Source organism: Chryseobacterium sp. SIMBA_028, assembly GCF_046535285.1.
In the GTDB taxonomy this organism is placed as follows: domain Bacteria; phylum Bacteroidota; class Bacteroidia; order Flavobacteriales; family Weeksellaceae; genus Chryseobacterium.
In genome coordinates this window covers 1-263 of sequence record NZ_JAWRWZ010000415.1, presented here as the reverse complement: position 1 = coordinate 263, position 263 = coordinate 1, and the positions used below count along the sequence as shown (strand labels likewise).

At 34.2% G+C, this 263-nt stretch carries 1 protein-coding gene; it reads left to right on the top strand.

What is annotated here, in order from left to right; translation table 11 throughout:
- A partial coding sequence (locus tag SCA31_RS23955; protein ID WP_410699494.1) for a hypothetical protein occupies nucleotides 1-263 on the top strand: 263 nt, incomplete at both ends.

The window sequence follows — 263 nt, the reverse complement described above, 5'->3', positions numbered from 1 at the left end:
GGCAGCACATTGCGATGCTTTAATAAAAAAAGGAATTGATGCTTTATATAAAAAAGATCATTCTACCTCTTTAGAAATTTTTGCCGAAGCCAAAAAAATTGCCGAACAAAACAGCCTATATCAACAACAATTTATCACCACAAACTGTATTGGACTTAATCATTACCAGATGTCCGATTACAGCACAGCCTTAGATTATTATTTGGAAGCCTACTCCATTGCTGTAAAATATTTGAAGAGCGATCGTGAAATGACGGTTTTAA